Raw genomic sequence first — 17,469 nt, forward strand, 5'->3', positions numbered from 1 at the left:
TCGACCCGCCCGAGTCGGCCGACTCCGGGTCTACTTTTCGTCCGTTCGGAACCCCATCCGGTCAGTTCTCGTGACCGAATTCGAATATCGAACCCCCGATTCGGTTCGGGGGTTGAAAAACGTCGATTCCGCGGAGAATCCGGCGAAATCGGCGCATCACCGTGAAATCTAAAATGCCCGTAGCTCCAAAGAACGTGTATGTCGAACAGCAGCCGATTCGTCGTCGCGACGCACGTGCTGACTAACTTGGCGGTGCGGAGCGGCGAGCGGCTGTCTTCCGACCGTCTCGCGTGGAGCGTCAACACGAACCCGGTGGTCATCCGTCAGCTTCTGTGTTCGCTCCGGGAGGCGGACCTCGTCGATTCCAAGCGCGGCCCGACCGGCGGTTTCACGCTGGCCCGCGAGCCGGACGCCATCACGCTTCGCGACATCTACGAGGCGGTGGAGGACGCCGAGCCGTTCTGTTTCCACACGAACGAACCGAACGACGAGTGCACCGTCGGCGAACACATCCAGCCGGTCCTCGGCGAACTGCTCGAGCCGGCGATTCAGGCGATGCTCGACGAACTCGACTCGGTCACCGTCGCGGAGGTCCACGAGGCGATTTTCGAGACGGCGGACGGCGACCCGCTCGAAGTGTAGTGTAGCGCCGCTCAGACCGTCGACTGGACCGTCTCGGCTTCGGCCGACTCTTCGTGCTCGGCGTCGAGCCACTCGGTGGCCCACTCCTGTATCTCGTCGAACACCGGGCACAGCGAGACGCCCTTGTCGGTCAGCGAGTAGTACGTCGCGACCGGCGCGTCCTCTTCCATCCGGCGGTCGACGAAGCCGTGTTCCTGCAGGTCGTCGAGGACGCGAGAGAGCGTCCGCGAACTCGCGCCGGTCGAGCGCTTCAATTCGTTGAACCGCTTTTCACCGTCTTGGAGGTCGTGGAGGACGATGAGACGCCACTGCGACCCGATCTGCTTCAGCGAGTCGATGATGGGACAGGGGGCGTCGTCGAGGTTCATATCCGTGGCCATACACTCACCTCGGTTCCGACCCTCTTTAGCGGTTCGGTTAGTTTACCTGCTTTCGAAACGTTACCTGATTCGCCACCGGGCCGGTTGACCAGTTGGCCGGTCGACCGGCCGACTAGCCGACCGGTCCGTTCAGGCGAGCAACCGCGAGAGAAGGAGAAATACGCGCTTGAGATTCTTCGAGAGGCTCGACTGGTTCTCCGAGAAGAGTATCACCTCATCGTCCAACGCGTGAATCTGCAGGCACCGACCTCGGTCGGACAGGTCTTTGAGTTCGATTCCTCGGACCGAGTCGAGCGGGACGATGAGGTAGCGGTACTCTTCGTCTTGGATGTCGGCGTTACAGTGGTCGCCGTAGACGTGGATGCTCCGCTCCGTGACCGCGAGTTCGTAGCCGATGTAGCTCATCCCGGCGATTTCGGCCCCGGCGCGGCCGCCTTTGACCTTGCCTTTCAGGTTCGAGGCGTCGAGGAGGATTCCGTCAACCATACCGCCCGGTTCCGGGCGGGCGTTGGTAAGTATTCGCGCCCAGTTCTCCGAATTGATTCTGTGGGCGAGTACAAAGAAGCGAACCCGAGTCAGTGGCTAAAATTCGGTCGAACGGTCATCTGACGACGGGGACCGACGTCGCCCGAGCCATCGGATTCGATAATCGAGTACGACGAGACGAGGTGGTTGACGATGTAGTCGACCGTCGAGGGGTCGTACGTCCAGAAGCCGGTGAAGCCGAACCCCGGTTCGGACTCCTCGGCGACGAGCGCGCACTTGTAGTCGCCGACGCCGTTGCCGTCGTAGGCGACGAACCAGGAGCGCCGAATCTCGTCGGAGCGCGCGAGGTGGAGTTGGAACTGGTCGGCCTGCGGGACCTCGCCGTTCGGGTAGATGTACGCGTGGACCGAGAGGTCGTCGCGGTCGCCGAGACGGCGGTACGTTTCGAGTTGCGGCCGGAGGTTTCCGCCGGACTGGAAGCCCGAGTGGAGTTCGCCCGCGCCGACGCGCCACGCGCGGTCCTCGATTTCGCGGGTGGCGTTGAGCATCTTCCGACGGTCGTAGGAGGTAAACAGCGTCTCGTCGAGGTGGTCGAGAATCGGCGCGTACGAGTCGCGTTCGAACCCCGGTTCGACGTCCTCGGGGCGCGTGAGGAGGTCGTCGACCGAGACCGCCGTGTGGAACTTGTCGCCGGTACCCAGCACCGCGTAGTTCGAAGGGCCCTCGTCGGAACTCGCAGACTCCACCGAGACGTTTCGATCCGCAAAGTGCTCGGCGAGTCGCTCGACGACGCCGGGGGTCGGATTGAACACCGTCAGTGTTCGCTCCGAGGCGGCGACGCCGGAGATGAGTTCGCTGAGAGACATTATCGGGGAAACGCTACACCGGGTTATTATTCTTTGCAATAATGTGGTATGCGAATCGGAGCGATTCCGGAGCCGAACGCGGCCGGCACCCCGGTGAGTAAGGAGTCGCTACCGGGGGCCCGCGGATTCCTAACTAACCAGTTTCGGGGTGTATATTCGGTATGATTTCCGACGCCCCTCACACCCGCCCGTCCGCGGAAGTCGACGACGAACCCGGGACGGACGCCAGTTCGTGGTTCACCGCCGAGGTGCCCGATATCGTCGCCGGGCTCGAATCCTCGCAGTCCATCGGACCGCTCACCGCCGCGGCCGCCCGCGAACTCATCGCGGTCGGACGCGCGAGAGACGCGCTCGCGCTCGTCCTCGGCGAAGTCGACGGGTCGTGGCGGCGGTAGGACGGCGAGAGCCCGCGAGAAGGTGACGCGGCGAACGAACCGACATCGGCGGTCGGCGGACTACTCCTCACGCGAATTCGTGTCTCTGACGTACAGTTCCACCAGCGAATCGAGCAGGTGCGGCGCCAGTCGGAACCGAACGTCCACGCTGTTCTGCTCGCGGTCGTACGCGAGCTGTTGGACGTCTATCGCGGCCAGAAGCGTTCGCATCGCGTCGACGACGTAGTTGCTCGACCCCGCCTCGACGCGGAGGCTGTCGCCGAGGTGAATCGAGAGGCCGTCGACGACCGTCTCGTAACACGTCTTGCTCGGCGCGTCGATTCGCTGCGTTCGCTCGACGAGCCCGAGGCTCGAAAGCGTCTCGAGGCGGCGGTAGATGGTCGATTCGGAGACGTCGCAGTTCTCCGCGAGCTCCTCCGCGGTCATCGGCGCGTGGTTGCACGCCAACAGCACGTCCCGCGAGACCTCGTCACCGAGCGCGTCGAGGAGGTCGTCGTCCGACGACTCGGGAGGAATGTCGGTCTCGTCCGTCGCCGGGGGAGCGTCGCTCTCGTCGGTCAGCGGGCCCGGAGGGTCGTCTGCGGCCGAAAGAACGTCGTCCACGAGGTCGCGTCGGGTCATCGCGTGTTACCTGACGCGGGCAGGTAATATGTAATCGGTGCCTACAGTCGAGATAATATTCACTTATCGCCGAACGTTCGCGAACACCTGAAAATGACGGGTCGGACGCCGGAATCGAGCGTCGACGGCGGATTAATGGGCGCAAAATACGGAGGGCAGGCGGGGTTACCCGCCGCGTCACGTCGCCGCGCTTCTCACTCGACGGTGACGCACTTGGCGAGGTTACGCGGCTTGTCGATGGGCCGTTCGAGCAGGTCCGCCGCGTGGTACGCGACGAGCTGGAGCTGGACGTTGGCGAGGACGCCGGCGATGTCGGGGTGCGTGTCCGGAATCCGGAGCACGTGGTCGGCGAACTCGGTCACCTCGCCCGAGCGGTCGCTCGTGATGGCGATGACGGGCGCGCCGCGAGCCTGGACCTCCTTGACGTTGCTCAGCGTCGCCTCGTCGTCGTGGCCGGTGAAGATGGCGAACACCGGCGACAGCGGCGTGACGAGCGCCAGCGGCCCGTGTTTGAGTTCCGAGGCGGCGAACCCCTCGGCGTGTTCGTAGGATATCTCCTTGAACTTCAGCGCGCCTTCGAGGGCGACGGGGTGGGCGACCCCGCGGCCGATGAAGAAGTACGCGTCGCTGCCCTCGTACTCGATGGCAATCTCGCGGGCCATCGAGGTGTCGAGCACCTCCTGCACGTCGCCCGGGAGCCGCGACAGGGCCTCCATCAGGTCGCGCGCGGCGGGCGACTTCGCGCCGGTCACGTCCTCGACGATGCGCTCCGTGAGGAGCGTCAGCGCCGTCACCTGCGACGAGAACGTCTTGGTGGCCGCGACGCCGATTTCGGGACCCGCGCGGATGAGCAGTTCGTCGTCGCACTCGCGGGTTATCGACGAGCCGACGACGTTCGTGACCGCGAGGGTCCGCGCGCCGGCGGCGCGGGCGCGGCGCACGGCGTCGAGGGTGTCGGCGGTCTCACCGGACTGGCTGACCGCGACGACGAGCGTGTCGGGCGTCACCGGCGGCTTGATGACCGAGTACTCGCCCGCCATGAACGCGTAGGCGGGGATGCCCCGGGAGTTGAGCAGCGACGCCGCGTACATTCCGGCGTGGTGCGAGGTGCCCATCGCGAGGAGGTGGACCTGCTTCACGTCGGCGAACGACTCCGGCGGGAACTCCTCGAGTTCGACGCCGCCGGCGTGGGTGTTCAGGCGGCCCTGCGTGGTCCGCCGGAGCGCGCCGGGCTGCTCGTGAATCTCCTTGTACATGTAGTGCTCGTAGCCGCCCTTCGTCGCCGTCTCGGGGTCCCACTCGACGTGTTCGACGGGGCGGTCGACCGCGCGGCCGGCCGAGTCGGTGATTTCGTAGCCGTCCGCGCGGGTGACGACGAAGTCGCCGTCGTGGAGGTAGACGACGCGCGCCGTGTGCTGGATGAACGCGGGCACGTCGCTGGCGAGGAAGTACTCGCCGTCGCCGACGCCGAGGACCAGCGGCGACCCGGAGCGGGTCGCGAAGATGGCCTCCTCGTCGCCGATGATGGCCGCGATGGCGTAGCTCCCCGAGAGGCTGCCGACCGCGGCGCGGAACGCCTCCTCGGGGGTCGCGCCGTCGCGGAGGTTCTCCTCGATGAGGTGCGGGACGACTTCGGTGTCGGTCTCGCTGCTGAAGACGTGGCCGCGGGACTCGAGGTCGCTGCGGAGCGACTGGAAGTTCGAGATGATACCGTTGTGGACGACGGCGATGCGGCCCGACTCGTCCGTGTGCGGGTGAGCGTTACCGTCGGTGACGCCGCCGTGGGTCGCCCAGCGGGTGTGGCCGATGCCGTAGTCGCCGGCGATGGGGTTCTGCTCGACGGCCGCGACGAGCTCGGAGACCTCGCCGACGCGCTTCGTCAGCGAGATGCCCGAGCCGTTCTTCACGGCGATGCCGGCCGAGTCGTAGCCGCGGTACTCCAGCCGCTGGAGTCCGTCGACGAGCGAGTCCACGGAGTTGTCCGCGCCGATGCAGGCGGTGATTCCGCACATCAGTGAGTCACCTCCACGCGCTCGCGAACGTCGCCGTGTAAGACCGTGCCGGGGCCGACGACGGCCTCCGCGCCGACGCGACTACCCGCCGTGAGCGTCACGTTCGCGCCGACCTCGGCGCGGTCGCCGATGATGCTGCCGAGCCGGCGGTCGGTGTAGAGCCGGCCTTCGAGGATGACGTCCGCCCGGCCGCCGGGCGAGACGACGCCGTCGCCGACGGTCGCGCCGGGGCCGACGACGGAGTCGCGGAGGACGACGCCCGCGCCGACCCGCGCGTCGGTCGAGAGGATGGAGCGCTCGATGACGCTGTTCGCGCCGACCGAGACGTTGTCTTGGAGGCACGAGCCGGCGCTGATGACCGCGCCCGGCCCCACGTCGCAGTCCTCGCCGACGACGACGTGGTCGCCGACGAGCGCGCGCTCGTGAATCCGCGCCGACTCGGCGACTGCGGAGTCGTGTCTGCGCGCGAGGAGCGTCTCCGTCACGGAGAGGAGCCCCCACGGGTGCGAGGGGTCGAGCCAGCCGCCGTTGACGAGGACGGACGTGACGTGCCCGTCGAGGTAGTGAATCACGTCGGGGAGTCGCGTCTCGCCGTCGTGCGGCGGGATGCGCCGGAGCGCCTCGAAGACGGCGTCGTCGAAGACGTAGACGCCCGCGTTGACGAGGTAGCCCTCGCTGTCGACGGCGTGTTCGTCGATGTCGGCGATGCGGCCGTTGTCCTCGACGACGACGCCGTACTCCTCGGGCGTGTCGGACTCGGCGACCGCGACCGTCGCCACCGAGTCGGTCGTCGAGAAGCGTTCGAGCACCGACGAGACGATGTCGGCGTCGACGACGTTGTCGCCGTTGCAGACGACGAAGGGGCCGGAGACGAGCCCCTCGGCGAGGAGGAGCGCGTGGCCGCTGCCGAGACGCGAGTCCTGGTGGACGAACTCGATGTCCGCGTCGGAGTAGGTCGCAGAGAGGTGCGACTGGATGCGGTCGGCGCGGTGGCCGACGACGACGACGACGCGCTCGATACCCGATTCGAACAGCGCGTCGAGGACGTACTCGACGACCGGCCGGTTGGCGACGGGGAGCATCGGCTTCGGTTGGAAGGTGGTGAGCGGGCGGAGCCGTCGCCCCTCGCCGGCCGCGAGGACGACCGCCTCGGTGATGCGGTCGTTCATTCGCGCCCTCCCGCGAGCGACGGACGTTCGGAACGTGGCCGTGACGGTGAGTGAGTCATAGAGGGAACAGGGACGGCGACGGGGATTGTTATACAGAGGGTTCCCCGAACCGGTCGCGCGTTAGGGTCGCGTGTGAGACTGTTGCAAGCGGCGAAAGCCGGCCTAAATCGGGAGGCAGGCGGGTTCGGCCGCTCCTAATCGGTGGGCATTCATCCGATGGTGTCGCCGAGCGGCCGAAGCCGCCACGTCGGTTGCACGGTCTGCGAATCACACCCGCGAGTCGAGAACGGGAGCGCGAGAGCCAGAAGCGGAGTGGGAACGAGAGAGTCTGAGAGAACGGACGTCGACGTGCGAGCGGCGACCAAGGCCGCCGCTGTTCGAACGCAGATCGAAGTAAAATCCGAGTTGTTCGTTGATCCGAGTTGTTCGTTGTATCGTTCGCGACGCGGGCGCGCGAGACCGGCTCAGAGGTTGAGGCGGCCCTTGTACGACTCCATCGCGGTGATGGCCATGAGCGTCGCGGTGCTCAGCACGGCCCAGCCGGCGGCCGGAATCTGTTCGAGACCGGGGACGCCGAGCAGGCCGCCGGAGACGGTCGCGGCCACGCCGGCGGCGATGGCGAGGTTCCGTTTCGGCGACGCGGCGAGCGGCGCCGCCTGCTCGTCGTCGGTCTCGGTGCTGACGACGTCGCCGTCGAGGTACTGGTCGAGCTGCTTCGCGGTGTCGAGAAGCGTGATGTCACCGCGGTTCTTCTCGAAGTCGACGATGCCCGCCGAGTCCATCTTCGGGAGGTGACACTGGTACAGACCGATGTACACCCGCTTTCGCTGACTCGACGACAGCGCCTTTATCTCGATGCCGTTTTCCTTCGCGGCGATGAACTCGGCCATGTCGCCGAGCTTCGCCTCGCCGTCGTTCTCCTTGAGGTACCGGAGCGCGTCGCGCCGGCGTTGGTTCTTCAGAATCTCGAAGACGACGTCCTTCGAGAGCGCTTCGATTTCGGGTTGTTGTTGCTGTTCGGAAACCGCGTGAGACCCACCAGTCGTCTCCGCGAGTTGTTCGTTCGTCGTCTGGTCAACAACATCGGTGTCAGCTTGTAATGAATCGGTAACCATTGTTCCTTCCTCCCCCACTGTGTAGTCGGGTGCTACCGAGTGACGTGGTCAGTCGAGAGGGGAGACCACGTGACGTTTAGCACAGACCACAACCTTTGGATGCGCCCCACCAAGCGCGCCCCAGATTCAGAGGGTCAATCAACTAATAGGTTAAACGAGGATATATACTTGTCTGAGAATCCCACACTCTGATTTGTCCGACTGTTAGGGACGCAAAATCTGCGAGTAAACTGGTTGTAACAATCTATACTAACTCAGACTTTCAATGTATCCGATAGTAGCGTAGTCCTACCGCGAAGTGGCAGAGTGTCCCGGTTTTCCGTCTAAGGAAGCCGTTATCGAGAGGGACATCAAACTCGACTGGCAGTTAAACTCACGGATACGACGATTCGGCAGTAGCACCGACTGAGAATACGCGAGCGCGCCGGAGCGGGTGCCCACGGCGGTCGCGAGATGACGATTTATCCGGGGGTTATTCCACGAGCGCTTCGAAGGCGTCGGCCGAGGTGCCCTCGCGTCGCTCGGAGAGGTACTGCGCGAACACCAGCGCGAGGAGCGCCGCGGAGACGAACACCGCGATTGCGCTCCACGAGACGAGCGCGAATCCCGGGAGCCCCGCCCACACCCCGAGGATGAGCACCCAACTGAGCGCGCCGAGAAGCGCGTAGTACCGGCTCCACGACTCGCGCGCGTCGGGTTGCATCCAGAAGAACCCCCGCTTGGCGACGTTCGGGACGAGTTCGACGGAGCGCTCCTCGTCGTCGTAATCGACCAGCCCGGCGCTCTCGAGTTTCGGGAGGTGCGTCTGGTACAGCGAGATATACACGCGCTGTCGCTCTTCGTCGGTCACGTCCTCGACCGCCGTGCCGTTCTCTCGAGCCGCGACCATCGCCGCGAGTTGCTTCAACGAGATTGCTTCGCCCGCGCGGTGGAGGAAGTAGAGAATCTGCCTCCGGCGCGAGTTACTGAGGATGCGAAAGAGCTCGTCTTTTGATAGGGTTGTCATCGTCGTGTTCGGGGGCGGTCCTCGCACGCGATGCGAAAGGGGGAGCCGACCCGGTTGAGTCGTAGTACACCACAACCGACCTTTGTTATCGTGACGTTTCCGGGAGGCACCGGACCGGTTTCTAACGGGGATTAAGCTCATCTTCACGCGATATTTACTCGGAGACGGACCGTCAGCGGGAGGGAGTTATCTCGGTCTCGGAGATGATTACGTATCTCGTCGATTTCGAGAAAAGTCCTCGCGCCGGAATGGGAGCAAACTCGCGACAGCGGCGGTAAGGAACCCAATTGTCCAGTATAGAGGTGGCTAACAATACCCGATGGCGGCGATACTTAGATTCGAGACTACAATGTTCGAATTGACTGGCTTCCAGCGAGACCTGCTGTACGTGATTGCCGGCGCAGAGCGCCCGTCCGGGCAGGAGATTAAAGAGATGATCAGCAAGGACGTCGGGGAGGTGAACCACGGTCGGCTCTACCCGAACCTCGACGCCCTCGTCGAACAGGGGTACGTGAACAAGGGACAGCACGACCGCCGAACGAACTTCTACGAGATGTCCGAGAAAGGTCGCGAGTCCATCGTCGAGCGCCGAGACTGGGAAGACCGCCACGTCGGGTTCCTCGGATAGCACGCCGCCGTCCCCACAGCGGAGCGACGAACCGTCCGTTCGAACACCCGAGGGCGCGAGTGGGACGCTCGCCCCGGAAGAAACGAAGACGAGAACAGCTCGTCGCTGGTGGCCGCATCGGTCCCCGCGGTCTCGTCCGGTCCTCTCCCCTTTTTGACGCCGATTCGAGTCGAGCGACCGCAGCGGCGCTGAGCCGACCGCGTTCGACGAGGCCGAGCGCGACGCCCGCCGCGACTCCCGACTCGTCCGCCGCGGTTTCGAGGTTCATAGACGCTCGGACGACCGAGAGAGCGGTCGCTGCGCACGCCACTGAGATATTTATCAGAAGTTAGTACATTCGGTCGCCGTCAAAAATATCACAAAAAGGATAATCAAATCGACACCGCAAATCAGCCATTAATGCAGCCATAAGAAACGGATTAATTCGAGAATAAGTGGTCGCTGTCGGTCGTTTTTTCGGTCGAAGTGAATCGTCGGAACTCGTCGTCGATTCGAACAGTAACGATCTCAATAGTATCGTCGATAGATATTCATGTATTCCAACTAATGTAATTATCGCAACATTTATGGGTGTAATCCGCAACCCCTGAGACATGGTAAGTGAACGGTCCACCGGGCAGGACCCAGAAACGACGACGACTGACGACGACGTCGGTAGACGCAAGTACCTCGCGCTGTGCGGGTCGGTATCGGCCGCCGGTGCACTCGCGGGATTCTCTGGGCTCGGCTCGGCGACGGAACAGGCCGACGAACCGGTCGACGACGACGGGCACACGCTCGTCGTCGCGGGCACCGGTCCCGTCTCTTCGTTCGAAGTGACGGTCAGCGGCTCGATCTCACCGCTCCAATCGAACGGCGCGCTCAGCACGACCGGGACGGTCGGTCCCGCCGCCGAGGGAACCGTCGACGACGACTCGCGGCGCTACCAGTTCGCGGGCGACATCACCAACTTCCAGTCGACCGACGCGGTGTCGGTCTACGTCGACGGCGTCCGCATCCCCAACGACTCGTTCTGAGGCCGTCGGAAACTCCGTTGTTTTCGAAGCGACCGACAGCGGCGGCGCTACGAGCGCATGTAGCCGCTGAGCCACTCGGGTGTCACGCCGTCGAACGATACGGTTTCTCCGCCGTGTTCGGCGACGAACCCGTCGGCGTCGGAGTCCGACGAAAAGGGAATCAGGTCTTTACCCATGCCTCCGAGCACGTCGCTTTCGACGACGTACGTCATCTCGGTGGCGTCGCCGAAGGTCTCGGCGTCGGTGTGGGTCGAGATGAACGTGTCGCCACCCTCGGTCGAGAGCTCGTAGTCGACCGTCGAGTAGTCCGTGACGTACACCGCCGTCGCCTCCCAGCCCTGCTCTCGGTGTTCGAAGTAGTACGGGAACAGCCCCATACTGAGGGTGTGGAACCACGCCGGGTTGTCGTGGCCCTCCGGCGCGTTCTCGCGGTAGAAAATCTGTCCGTTCGGGCCGGCGTGGAGGCCGATGACCATCCCGCCTTGGTCGTCTTCCTTCCCGCCCGAGAGATCGACGGGGTCGGGCCGCTGTTCCGCGTTCGAACCGCCGCCGAGACAGCCCGCGAGGGCCGCGAGCGCGCCGAGTGAAACGGCTTTCGTCGCGGCTCGGCGCGTGAGCGAACCGTTCGAGCGGTCGCGCGGCGGAGAGTCGTCGTGCATCGTCGCTCTGTGCGGAGGTCGGGCGCCATGGTACATAAACCGTGAGAACGGTCGCTCGCGTGCGCGAACTGAACTACCCCCGCGGAGGAGGCGGGCGGGTCACAAAAGGGAGTGCTTCAGGCGACGACGCGCGCGCCCTCGACGAGCGAGCGAACGTCCTCGAACAGGCGGTCGGCGTCGGCCTCGTCGCGGGCCTCGGCGGTGATGCGGACCAGCGGTTCGGTCCCGCTGGCGCGGACGAGGAACCAGCCGTCGTCGGTGTCGACGCGGATGCCGTCGATGGTGTCGACCTCGTCGTACGTCGCGTGGATGTCGCGGGCGATTCGGTCCATCGCCTGGTGTTTGTCGTCGAACGAGAGGCTCGCGCGGCGGGTGGCGTACGCCGCCCCGCCGAGGTCGGCGACCTGTTCGGACAGCGGTTCGCCGCGGGCCACGAGGTCGGCGAGTTTGAGCGCCGCGTAGTGGCCGTCGGGCGCGAGCGTCTCGTCGGGCCAAATCCACGCGCCGGAGGGCTCGCCGCCGAAGACGTAGCCGGGTTCGGCGACCGCCTCGGCGACGTGGACGTCGCCGACCGGCGTGTAGGTGACGCGCCCGCCGGCGGATTCGACCACGTCCTGTACGAGGAGGCTCGTGTCCACGGGGACGGCGACGGCGTCGCCCGGGGAGACGGCGTCCCGCGCGAACAGCGCGAGGAGCGCGTCGCCGGCGACGTACGCGCCGGTCTCGTCGACCGCGACGAGTCGGTCCGCGTCGCCGTCGTGGGCGAGCCCCACGTCCACGTCGAGCGCGGGGACGGTCCGCCGGAGCGCCGTGAGCGTCTCCGCGTTCGGCTCGCTCTTTCGGGCGGGGAACCGGCCGTCCTGCTGGCCGTCGATGGTGTTGACCGTCGCGCCGAGTTCGTAGAGCGCGTCGACGGAGACGCGACCCGTACCGTTGCCGAGGTCGAACGCGACGGACACGTCGTCAAGGTCGTCGAACGACGAGACGAGGTGGTTCACGTGGCGGGCCGCGGCGTCGGGCCACTCGCGCTCCTCGCCGAGTTCGTCCCACGGGGCGAGCGACACCTCGTCGCGGTTGAGCCGGTGGACGATGTCACGCGTCTGGGCCTTGTCGAAGGCGCGGCCGCTCGGCGTCCAGAGCTTCAGCCCGTTGTCCGACGCGGGGTTGTGAGACGCCGTGATACCGATACCGGCGTCAGCGCCGGCCCAGCCGACCGCGCGGGCGACCGTCGGGGTCGAGGCGACGCCGAGTCGGACCACGTTCGCGCCGCACTCGCGGACGCCTGCGCTCACGGCGTCGGCGAGGACGTCTCCGCTGAGGCGGGCGTCCTGCCCGACGACGACGGTACAGGCGTCGCAGCCGACCGCGCGGCCGATTCGAAGGGCGAGTTCGGCGGTCACGGTTCGGCCAACCGGACCTCTGATTCCACTCGTTCCGAACATACCGTGGGAGACGGTGACAGGACGTTTTGGTATGTTTCGCCTACTGTCACGAGCGGGCGGTCAGGCGGCACCTACTGGACCGTGGCGAACCGCGAGGCCGGCGTAACGAATCGCGGGACCGTGTCGCCACTCGCCGGGGGAGATGAGCGGTAAGTGGTCGGCGATTAGGCGGTGAGTCGCCTCACTGGAGGGGCTGGGCGTCGCCGATGGGGACCACTTCGATAGAACCGAGCGCGTCGAGCGTCACGCGGTAGCCCGCGTAGGAAAACGAGAGGAGCGCGTCCTCAGAACGGCCGAAGACCGTTTCGAGGGCGTCGGGGTCGATAGTCTGTGCGAGCGGCGGGAGCTGCGTCGGTCGGACGCCCTCGATTGCCGCAATACTCAATACAACGTTCGTACTTAGTAGCTCGGAAGAATCGCGGTCGACGCGGTACGACCCGGTCGCCTCGTCGTACGTCACGCGCGAGTCCTTCCAGTCGTTCGTCTGTGCCATCATGGGTGCCTTAACAGGCGTCTGTGTGAGATGATGGCCCTTAAATCCATGCTATTTGTGAACAGTTGTAATTCGTGAACGTCACGGAAACGGACGGGTACGGCCGTGGTACTCCGCGAGCGCAATCTGGTGTTCACCATACACAATCAAAAATCGTGATAGTTCCACGGGTACGACGGTCAGCCCTGCCGAGCACGAAGCGTTCGGACGGTCTCACGCGCCTCTTCGACCGTGATTTCGCGCTTGTAGAGCGCTGAACCGGGTTCCAGTAGTTCGCCGCCCGGAACGAGGTCGCCGACGTCGACCGGGCCGAAGCCGATGTCGCGGATGAGGTCGGCGACGTGCGCCTTGGCGTCCGAGTCGTCGCCGGCGAGGAAGACCGCGAGACGTTCCGATTCGGGGAGGTCGGGATGTCCGAGGTCGCGGAGCGTCTCCCAGTGGATGGTGTTGAACGACTTGACTAGTTTCGCGTCCGGGAGCTGAGCCGCGACGAGTTCCGAGGAGGTGTCGTCGCCGAGGTCGATAACGTGGAAGTTCTCGGTGTAGGGGTTCATCGCGTCGACGACTATCTTCTCCGCGAAGTGGTCCGCGTCGGGCAGTGACTCGCGCTCTCGGAACGGAACGGCGAGGAAGACCACGTCGCCGAACCGAATCGCCCGCGTCGGTTCAACCGCGCGAAGTTGCGGGCCGAGCGTCTCGGAGAGGTCCGCGAGCGACTCGACCCCGCTTTCGTTGGCTATCGCAACCTCGTGGTCCGACTCCACGAGGAGCTGGGCCAACGTCCCGCCGAGTCGGCCAGCGCCGAGTATTCCGATGTCCATGAACAAAGATGTATGTTAACAAAGTTGAATCTTTGCGTGGTCGGCGACGTGGGACGGACCCCCCTTTCACTCGTGGGTCACTAATCGTAATGACCCCTATAACCGCCACAGACCTTCTCTATCCCGGAATCTTCAGCCATTCAGTACAATCATAATTTAGTATATATGTGTCGTTGGAAGCGACATGAACAGACGAACATTCCTCGGCGGCGTCGGAGCGGGCGTGGTGCTCCTCTCCGGCTGCCTCGGTGCGGAGGGTAACGCGCTCGACCCGGCGGCCGACCAGAACGACGACCCTGCGGGCGACGAACAGCCCGCGAAACCGGCGACCGACTCGCCCGAGTCGACTCCCGAACCGACGACCGAACAGCCCGCCGAACCGACACCCGAACCCACGCCGGAGCCGACGACCGACGCTCCCGAGGACCGCATCGACTTCGAGCGCGAGGACGACGACCCGGACGTCGTGGGCACGCTCCTGACGAAGGGACCCGTGCCGGGCGTCGTCGTCTCCTCGGACCTCCCGTACGCGAAGACGTGGCAGAACTACGCCGAGACCGACGAGGAGGCGGGAACCTACCGCGTCGGTCTCTCCGTGGACACCTCCTCGCGCATCGGGCGACTGAGCGTCGTCGGTCGGGTGTACGACGCCGAGGGCGACCTCGTGGCCGAGGACACCGACGTGAGCAACAACGTCCCGGCGGACAAGAACGCGCTCATCCACCTCGTCTTCGAGGGCGACCTCGAGGCGATGTACTACTTCGAGGTCGACCTCGTCGTCCCGAACTGAGCGTCAGGCCCCGCCGGCGTACGCCTCGAACTCTTTTCCGCGCAGTGCGAAGTAAACCACGCCGACCACGCCGACGAGCGACGCGACCGAGAACGCGAGCGTCGGGTCCCGCGCGTAGAGCCAGCCGCCGAGCGCCGCGCTCGGGATGACGATGGTGTTCCGCACGAGGTAGTACGCGCCCGTCACCCGCCCGCCGGCGTTTCGCTCCGCCGGGCCGACGATGAGCGCCTTGTGCGCAGGGAGACCGGCGAACCGGAGCCCCGAGAAGGCAAAGAGGGCGACGACGACCCACTGGTCCGCCGGCGCGAAGATGAGGAGGACCGGAAAGACGGCGTACACCGCGAACCCGAGCCCGACGACCGGCTTGAGCCCGGTCCGCTCGGCGAGCTTCGAGACGGGGAGTTTCGTCAGGAGCGCGACGACCATCTCGACGCCGAGGAGGACGCCGAAGAAGGCGGCCGGCCGAAGCGAGACGCCGAACCCGGTGAAGCCGACTTCGAGGAACTCCGTGACGACGATGACGAAAAAGACGTACACCATCCCGTTGGCGAACCGGACGAGCGTGTCCGCGACGAGGAGCGGGCGGAGCGTCTCCGGGAGCGACCGGAGGTCGTCGCGGAGCTGTGCGAGCCCCTCGAACGACTTGCCCAGCGAGTCTTCGCCCGCGTCGTAGAGAACGTGCTGAGCGACGGTGGCGACGACGCCGAAGACCGCGGCCACGACGAGGACGTACCGGAAGCCCTCGACGAACGTCGCCGTCGCCGCCAGCAGCGCGGCCGCGATGAGCGGCCCGAGGAGGAAGCCGACGCGGCGGAAAATCTCGGTGCTGGCGAAGCCCATCGCCAGTCGCTCCGGCGGGACGCTCTGTTTGACGATGGCGAACGTCGCGCCGAGGCCGAACGACTTCCACGCCTGCGTGAGAAAGAGCCCGACGAAAATCCAGAGCCACGGTTCGAGCGAGACGCCCGCGAGGGTCACTTCGGGGACCTGCGGGGCGACGAACCAGAAGAGAAAGCCCGCCGACGAGACGGTCCCGAACAGCGTGAGCGAGAGGCGCGACCCGAGGCGGTCGGAGAGCGCGCCGCCCGGATACGGGTACAGCGCCCCGATGAGGTTGCCGACGCTCCCGTAGAGGCCGACGACGGTCGCGCCGGCCCCGAGCACCCGGAGGTACTCCGGGACGTACCGGCCGGTCATCTGAAACGAGAGGCTGAACGCGAACATCGCCACCGAGAGGACGAACACGTCGCGTTCGAGCCCGACGAACTGCCGGAAGGAATCGAAGCTATCGACGGCGTCCCGACGTGTTTTCATCGTCCGAGTGGTTCGCGGGAGCGTTCAAGAAAGTACGGTGCGGTCGGCCTATTCGTCGACCGGCGGGTCGACCCAGACGACGAGGCCGTCGTCGCCCCTGACGACGCCGCGGGTCAGGTCGTCGCCGAACGGCGCGTCGTCGACGGTCTCGGGGTCGACCGTCGTCACGCGGTCGACCTCGTCGACCAGCCAGCCGAACACGGTCGCGTCCTCGGTGGCGGCGTCGAAGACGACGACGCGGGAGGCGTCGGGGTTCGAACCCACGCCGAGGAGCGAGGCCGTGTCGACGAGCATCGTCGTCGCGCCCCGGTAGTCCATCGCGCCGACGACGTGCGGCGGCGAGTCCGGGAGCGAGCGGGCCGGCTTGCGGTCGATAATCTCGGTGACGACGTCGAGGGCCACGCAGTAGCGCTCCGCGCCGATGTCGAATTCGAGAACCTGCGTCGGCTCGTCGAGCGCCGCGTCGGGCGCGTCCGTGAGCGACATCTACGCGCCCCGGGCGGAGAGCCCGTCTTCGGTCGCGTCGAGTTCGTCTTCGAGGTCGTCCACCTCGTCCTCAAGCTCGTCCACCTCGTCGTCGATGTGGCCGACGAGGAGCGCGACCTCGGAAATATTCGCCGTCTGCTCTTCGGTGGCCGCGGCGACCTGGTCTATCTCGCCGGCGACCTCTTCTGCGCCCCGGGCGGTCTGGTCGACGAGGCTCGCCACCTCCTCGGTGCTCGCGGCCTGCTGGTCGGTCGCGCGGGCGACCTCCTCCGCGCCGGCGGCGGCCTCGCCGACCGCGGCGTCGATGTTCCGGAGCGCGGAGACGGCCGCGTCGACCTCCGAGATGCCGTCGTTGACCTCCTCGTTCGCCTCCTCGATGTTGCCGACGGTCGTCTCGGTCGTCTCCTGGATGTCGCCGACGACCGCCTCGATTTCGGAGACGCTGTCGCGGGACTGCTCCGCGAGGCTCTTGACCTCGTCGGCGACGACGGCGAACCCGGCCCCCGCCTCGCCGGCGCGGGCGGCCTCGATGGAGGCGTTGAGCGCGAGCAGGTTCGTCTGGTCGGCGATGTCGTTGATGACTTCGACGACGCTGTCTATCTGGTCGACTTTCGCGCGGAGGTCGGTGATTTCGTCGTACACGTCGGTGGTCACGTCGTCGACGGTTTCCATCGCGTCCGCGGCGTTGTCCGCGGAGCTTCGTCCCTCGGCGGCGAGGTCGCGCGCCTGGTCGCTCATCGCCTTCGTCTGGTCGGCGCTGGAGGCTATCTGCTCGACGCTGGCGCTCAGGTTCGACACCTCGCCGGCGACCTCGTGCATGTTGGTCGACTGGTCGCCCGCGAGGTCGCTTATCTCCTGTGCGCTGACGGCCACGCTCTCGGAGGCGCGGGAGAGTTCGGCGACGGCCGTGCCGATTTCGTCGGTCGCGTCGTCCACGTCGTCCACGTCGTCGAGAACCTCGTCGGTCGCCGCGCCGGCGGCACCGCGACCGGAATACGCGTCGTGCTGTCGGGAGGCGGCCCCGTCACCGGCGGCCGGTTCGCGTTTGTTTCGCTCGATTGCCATACGAAAACGTGTGGGAGTGATGTGATAAGTATTCGCGAACAGTATCAAATCGGATAACCCCAC

The 17,469-nt window shown here is 65.8% G+C and carries 20 protein-coding genes; 5 read left to right on the forward strand and 15 right to left on the reverse strand.

Going from position 1 to position 17,469, the window contains the following annotated elements:
• Window positions 1-198 precede the first annotated feature (198 nt).
• Window positions 199-642 carry an Rrf2 family transcriptional regulator gene (locus C5C07_RS18145; protein WP_115805763.1) on the forward strand — a complete coding sequence of 148 codons (444 nt, stop codon included), beginning with the start codon at window positions 199-201 and terminating at the stop codon, window positions 640-642.
• 11 nt (window positions 643-653) lie between these two features.
• Here C5C07_RS18145 and C5C07_RS18150 read toward each other — a convergent pair whose 3' ends face one another.
• The 3 genes from C5C07_RS18150 to C5C07_RS18160 all read right to left on the reverse strand — a co-directional run bounded on the left by C5C07_RS18150 (window position 654) and on the right by C5C07_RS18160 (window position 2,374).
• Window positions 654-1,022, reverse strand: a complete 369-nt coding sequence (locus C5C07_RS18150) for a helix-turn-helix domain-containing protein (RefSeq protein ID WP_008094018.1) — start codon at window positions 1,020-1,022, stop codon at window positions 654-656.
• Window positions 1,023-1,151: 129 nt separating this feature from the next.
• Window positions 1,152-1,508: a hypothetical protein gene (locus tag C5C07_RS18155; protein WP_004978160.1), complete on the reverse strand. Its 357-nt coding sequence runs from the start codon at window positions 1,506-1,508 to the stop codon at window positions 1,152-1,154.
• A gap of 89 nt (window positions 1,509-1,597) precedes the next feature.
• Window positions 1,598-2,374 (reverse strand): DICT sensory domain-containing protein, encoded by a 777-nt coding sequence (locus C5C07_RS18160; RefSeq protein WP_115805764.1) that lies wholly within the window; start codon window positions 2,372-2,374, stop codon window positions 1,598-1,600.
• A gap of 161 nt (window positions 2,375-2,535) precedes the next feature.
• On the opposite strand from C5C07_RS18160, the gene C5C07_RS18165 reads away from it, so the two are divergent.
• Window positions 2,536-2,769 (forward strand): hypothetical protein, encoded by a 234-nt coding sequence (locus C5C07_RS18165; protein WP_004978156.1) that lies wholly within the window; start codon window positions 2,536-2,538, stop codon window positions 2,767-2,769.
• A gap of 60 nt (window positions 2,770-2,829) precedes the next feature.
• Here C5C07_RS18165 and C5C07_RS18170 read toward each other — a convergent pair whose 3' ends face one another.
• The 5 genes from C5C07_RS18170 to C5C07_RS18190 form a co-directional block, all read right to left on the reverse strand.
• Window positions 2,830-3,390 carry a helix-turn-helix domain-containing protein gene (locus tag C5C07_RS18170; protein ID WP_115805765.1) on the reverse strand — a complete coding sequence of 187 codons (561 nt, stop codon included), beginning with the start codon at window positions 3,388-3,390 and terminating at the stop codon, window positions 2,830-2,832.
• Window positions 3,391-3,584: 194 nt separating this feature from the next.
• Window positions 3,585-5,402 (reverse strand): glutamine--fructose-6-phosphate transaminase (isomerizing), encoded by a 1,818-nt coding sequence (glmS, locus tag C5C07_RS18175; RefSeq protein WP_004978152.1) that lies wholly within the window; start codon window positions 5,400-5,402, stop codon window positions 3,585-3,587.
• Window positions 5,402-6,571 carry a sugar phosphate nucleotidyltransferase gene (locus C5C07_RS18180; RefSeq protein ID WP_115805766.1) on the reverse strand — a complete coding sequence of 390 codons (1,170 nt, stop codon included), beginning with the start codon at window positions 6,569-6,571 and terminating at the stop codon, window positions 5,402-5,404. The genes glmS and C5C07_RS18180 overlap by 1 nt, the downstream gene beginning before the upstream one ends.
• A gap of 464 nt (window positions 6,572-7,035) precedes the next feature.
• Window positions 7,036-7,686 (reverse strand): hypothetical protein, encoded by a 651-nt coding sequence (locus C5C07_RS18185; protein WP_050460335.1) that lies wholly within the window; start codon window positions 7,684-7,686, stop codon window positions 7,036-7,038.
• A gap of 472 nt (window positions 7,687-8,158) precedes the next feature.
• Complete coding sequence (locus tag C5C07_RS18190) at window positions 8,159-8,692, reverse strand: hypothetical protein (protein ID WP_004978149.1); 534 nt, start codon at window positions 8,690-8,692, stop codon at window positions 8,159-8,161.
• Between the two features lie 349 nt (window positions 8,693-9,041).
• On the opposite strand from C5C07_RS18190, the gene C5C07_RS18195 reads away from it, so the two are divergent.
• Window positions 9,042-9,320, forward strand: a complete 279-nt coding sequence (locus tag C5C07_RS18195; protein WP_004978148.1) for a PadR family transcriptional regulator — start codon at window positions 9,042-9,044, stop codon at window positions 9,318-9,320.
• A 593-nt stretch (window positions 9,321-9,913) separates the two neighbouring features.
• Window positions 9,914-10,336 carry a hypothetical protein gene (locus C5C07_RS18200; protein WP_004978146.1) on the forward strand — a complete coding sequence of 141 codons (423 nt, stop codon included), beginning with the start codon at window positions 9,914-9,916 and terminating at the stop codon, window positions 10,334-10,336.
• Between the two features lie 47 nt (window positions 10,337-10,383).
• On the opposite strand, the gene C5C07_RS18205 is transcribed toward C5C07_RS18200, so the two are convergent.
• The 4 genes from C5C07_RS18205 to C5C07_RS18220 all read right to left on the reverse strand — a co-directional run bounded on the left by C5C07_RS18205 (window position 10,384) and on the right by C5C07_RS18220 (window position 13,751).
• Window positions 10,384-10,995 (reverse strand): nitrous oxide reductase accessory protein NosL, encoded by a 612-nt coding sequence (locus C5C07_RS18205; RefSeq protein WP_115805767.1) that lies wholly within the window; start codon window positions 10,993-10,995, stop codon window positions 10,384-10,386.
• Window positions 10,996-11,111: 116 nt separating this feature from the next.
• Window positions 11,112-12,437, reverse strand: coding sequence for a phosphoglucosamine mutase (glmM, locus tag C5C07_RS18210; protein WP_049905300.1), 1,326 nt, complete (start codon window positions 12,435-12,437; stop codon window positions 11,112-11,114).
• Window positions 12,438-12,618: 181 nt separating this feature from the next.
• Window positions 12,619-12,933 carry a HalOD1 output domain-containing protein gene (locus C5C07_RS18215; protein ID WP_004978141.1) on the reverse strand — a complete coding sequence of 105 codons (315 nt, stop codon included), beginning with the start codon at window positions 12,931-12,933 and terminating at the stop codon, window positions 12,619-12,621.
• 176 nt (window positions 12,934-13,109) lie between these two features.
• On the reverse strand, window positions 13,110-13,751 hold the full coding sequence (locus C5C07_RS18220) for an NADPH-dependent F420 reductase (protein ID WP_004978140.1): 642 nt from the start codon (window positions 13,749-13,751) through the stop codon (window positions 13,110-13,112).
• 184 nt (window positions 13,752-13,935) lie between these two features.
• On the opposite strand from C5C07_RS18220, the gene C5C07_RS18225 reads away from it, so the two are divergent.
• Window positions 13,936-14,541, forward strand: a complete 606-nt coding sequence (locus C5C07_RS18225) for a twin-arginine translocation signal domain-containing protein (protein WP_004978138.1) — start codon at window positions 13,936-13,938, stop codon at window positions 14,539-14,541.
• A 3-nt stretch (window positions 14,542-14,544) separates the two neighbouring features.
• Here the strand turns inward: C5C07_RS18225 and C5C07_RS18230 are convergent, their stop codons facing one another.
• From C5C07_RS18230 to C5C07_RS18240, 3 genes are read right to left on the reverse strand one after another with little or no spacing between them, the layout of a single operon-like run.
• The gene (locus C5C07_RS18230) at window positions 14,545-15,855 is read right to left on the reverse strand and encodes an MFS transporter (protein WP_004978136.1); all 1,311 of its coding nucleotides are present in this window, start codon (window positions 15,853-15,855) and stop codon (window positions 14,545-14,547) included.
• Window positions 15,856-15,903: 48 nt separating this feature from the next.
• The gene (locus C5C07_RS18235; protein ID WP_004978132.1) at window positions 15,904-16,341 is read right to left on the reverse strand and encodes a chemotaxis protein CheW; all 438 of its coding nucleotides are present in this window, start codon (window positions 16,339-16,341) and stop codon (window positions 15,904-15,906) included.
• On the reverse strand, window positions 16,342-17,406 hold the full coding sequence (locus tag C5C07_RS18240; protein WP_004978129.1) for a methyl-accepting chemotaxis protein: 1,065 nt from the start codon (window positions 17,404-17,406) through the stop codon (window positions 16,342-16,344).
• Window positions 17,407-17,469: the final 63 nt, after the last annotated feature.

This window comes from Haloferax sp. Atlit-4N (assembly GCF_003383025.1).
Taxonomy (GTDB): Archaea; Halobacteriota; Halobacteria; order Halobacteriales; family Haloferacaceae; genus Haloferax; species Haloferax gibbonsii.

Bases quoted from the DNA above. Each gene is read 5' to 3' on its own strand.
- C5C07_RS18145 (WP_115805763.1), top strand. From the start codon at position 199: ATGTCGAACAGCAGCCGATTCGTCGTCGCGACGCACGTGCTGACTAAC.
- C5C07_RS18150 (WP_008094018.1), bottom strand. From the start codon at position 1,022: ATGGCCACGGATATGAACCTCGACGACGCCCCCTGTCCCATCATCGAC.
- C5C07_RS18155 (WP_004978160.1), bottom strand. From the start codon at position 1,508: ATGGTTGACGGAATCCTCCTCGACGCCTCGAACCTGAAAGGCAAGGTC.
- C5C07_RS18160 (WP_115805764.1), bottom strand. From the start codon at position 2,374: ATGTCTCTCAGCGAACTCATCTCCGGCGTCGCCGCCTCGGAGCGAACA.
- C5C07_RS18165 (WP_004978156.1), top strand. From the start codon at position 2,536: ATGATTTCCGACGCCCCTCACACCCGCCCGTCCGCGGAAGTCGACGAC.
- C5C07_RS18170 (WP_115805765.1), bottom strand. From the start codon at position 3,390: ATGACCCGACGCGACCTCGTGGACGACGTTCTTTCGGCCGCAGACGAC.
- glmS (WP_004978152.1), bottom strand. From the start codon at position 5,402: ATGTGCGGAATCACCGCCTGCATCGGCGCGGACAACTCCGTGGACTCG.
- C5C07_RS18180 (WP_115805766.1), bottom strand. From the start codon at position 6,571: ATGAACGACCGCATCACCGAGGCGGTCGTCCTCGCGGCCGGCGAGGGG.
- C5C07_RS18185 (WP_050460335.1), bottom strand. From the start codon at position 7,686: ATGGTTACCGATTCATTACAAGCTGACACCGATGTTGTTGACCAGACG.
- C5C07_RS18190 (WP_004978149.1), bottom strand. From the start codon at position 8,692: ATGACAACCCTATCAAAAGACGAGCTCTTTCGCATCCTCAGTAACTCG.
- C5C07_RS18195 (WP_004978148.1), top strand. From the start codon at position 9,042: ATGTTCGAATTGACTGGCTTCCAGCGAGACCTGCTGTACGTGATTGCC.
- C5C07_RS18200 (WP_004978146.1), top strand. From the start codon at position 9,914: ATGGTAAGTGAACGGTCCACCGGGCAGGACCCAGAAACGACGACGACT.
- C5C07_RS18205 (WP_115805767.1), bottom strand. From the start codon at position 10,995: ATGCACGACGACTCTCCGCCGCGCGACCGCTCGAACGGTTCGCTCACG.
- glmM (WP_049905300.1), bottom strand. From the start codon at position 12,437: ATGTTCGGAACGAGTGGAATCAGAGGTCCGGTTGGCCGAACCGTGACC.
- C5C07_RS18215 (WP_004978141.1), bottom strand. From the start codon at position 12,933: ATGATGGCACAGACGAACGACTGGAAGGACTCGCGCGTGACGTACGAC.
- C5C07_RS18220 (WP_004978140.1), bottom strand. From the start codon at position 13,751: ATGGACATCGGAATACTCGGCGCTGGCCGACTCGGCGGGACGTTGGCC.
- C5C07_RS18225 (WP_004978138.1), top strand. From the start codon at position 13,936: ATGAACAGACGAACATTCCTCGGCGGCGTCGGAGCGGGCGTGGTGCTC.
- C5C07_RS18230 (WP_004978136.1), bottom strand. From the start codon at position 15,855: ATGAAAACACGTCGGGACGCCGTCGATAGCTTCGATTCCTTCCGGCAG.
- C5C07_RS18235 (WP_004978132.1), bottom strand. From the start codon at position 16,341: ATGTCGCTCACGGACGCGCCCGACGCGGCGCTCGACGAGCCGACGCAG.
- C5C07_RS18240 (WP_004978129.1), bottom strand. From the start codon at position 17,406: ATGGCAATCGAGCGAAACAAACGCGAACCGGCCGCCGGTGACGGGGCC.